This is a genomic window from Achromobacter sp. Marseille-Q0513 (assembly GCF_018195695.1).
In the GTDB taxonomy this organism is placed as follows: domain Bacteria; phylum Pseudomonadota; class Gammaproteobacteria; order Burkholderiales; family Burkholderiaceae_B; genus Achromobacter.
The window spans coordinates 1-439 of the sequence record NZ_JAGTJY010000540.1 but is presented as its reverse complement, the minus strand read 5'-3'; the positions used below and the strand labels follow the sequence as shown (position 1 = coordinate 439).

The following is a 439-nucleotide window of genomic DNA, read 5'->3' as shown; positions in this document are numbered from 1 at the left end:
CCGCTCTACACCGCCGAATGCGGCGAGTGCCTATTCTGCAAGTCGGGCAAGACCAATCTGTGTGTGGCCGTGCGCGCCACCCAGGGCAAGGGCGTGATGCCGGACGGCACCACGCGCTTTTCCTACAACGGCCAGCCGATCTATCACTACATGGGCTGCTCGACTTTCAGCGAATACACCGTCGTCGCGGAGGTTTCGCTGGCGAAAGTCAATCCGCAGGCCAATCCGGAACACGTCTGCCTGCTGGGTTGCGGCGTCACCACCGGCATCGGTGCGGTGCATAACACTGCGAAAGTGCAACCCGGCGACTCGGTCGCAGTGTTCGGCCTGGGCGGCATCGGTCTGGCGGTGATTCAGGGTGCGCGCCAGGCCAAGGCCGGGCGCATCATCGCCGTGGACACCAATCCGTCCAAGTTCGAGCTGGCACGCACCTTTGGCG

1 pseudogene is annotated in these 439 nt (G+C 64.0%); it reads left to right on the top strand.

What is annotated here, in order from left to right:
• Window positions 1–439 (top strand): annotated as a pseudogene (locus KDH83_RS31670) (S-(hydroxymethyl)glutathione dehydrogenase); the annotation flags it as partial.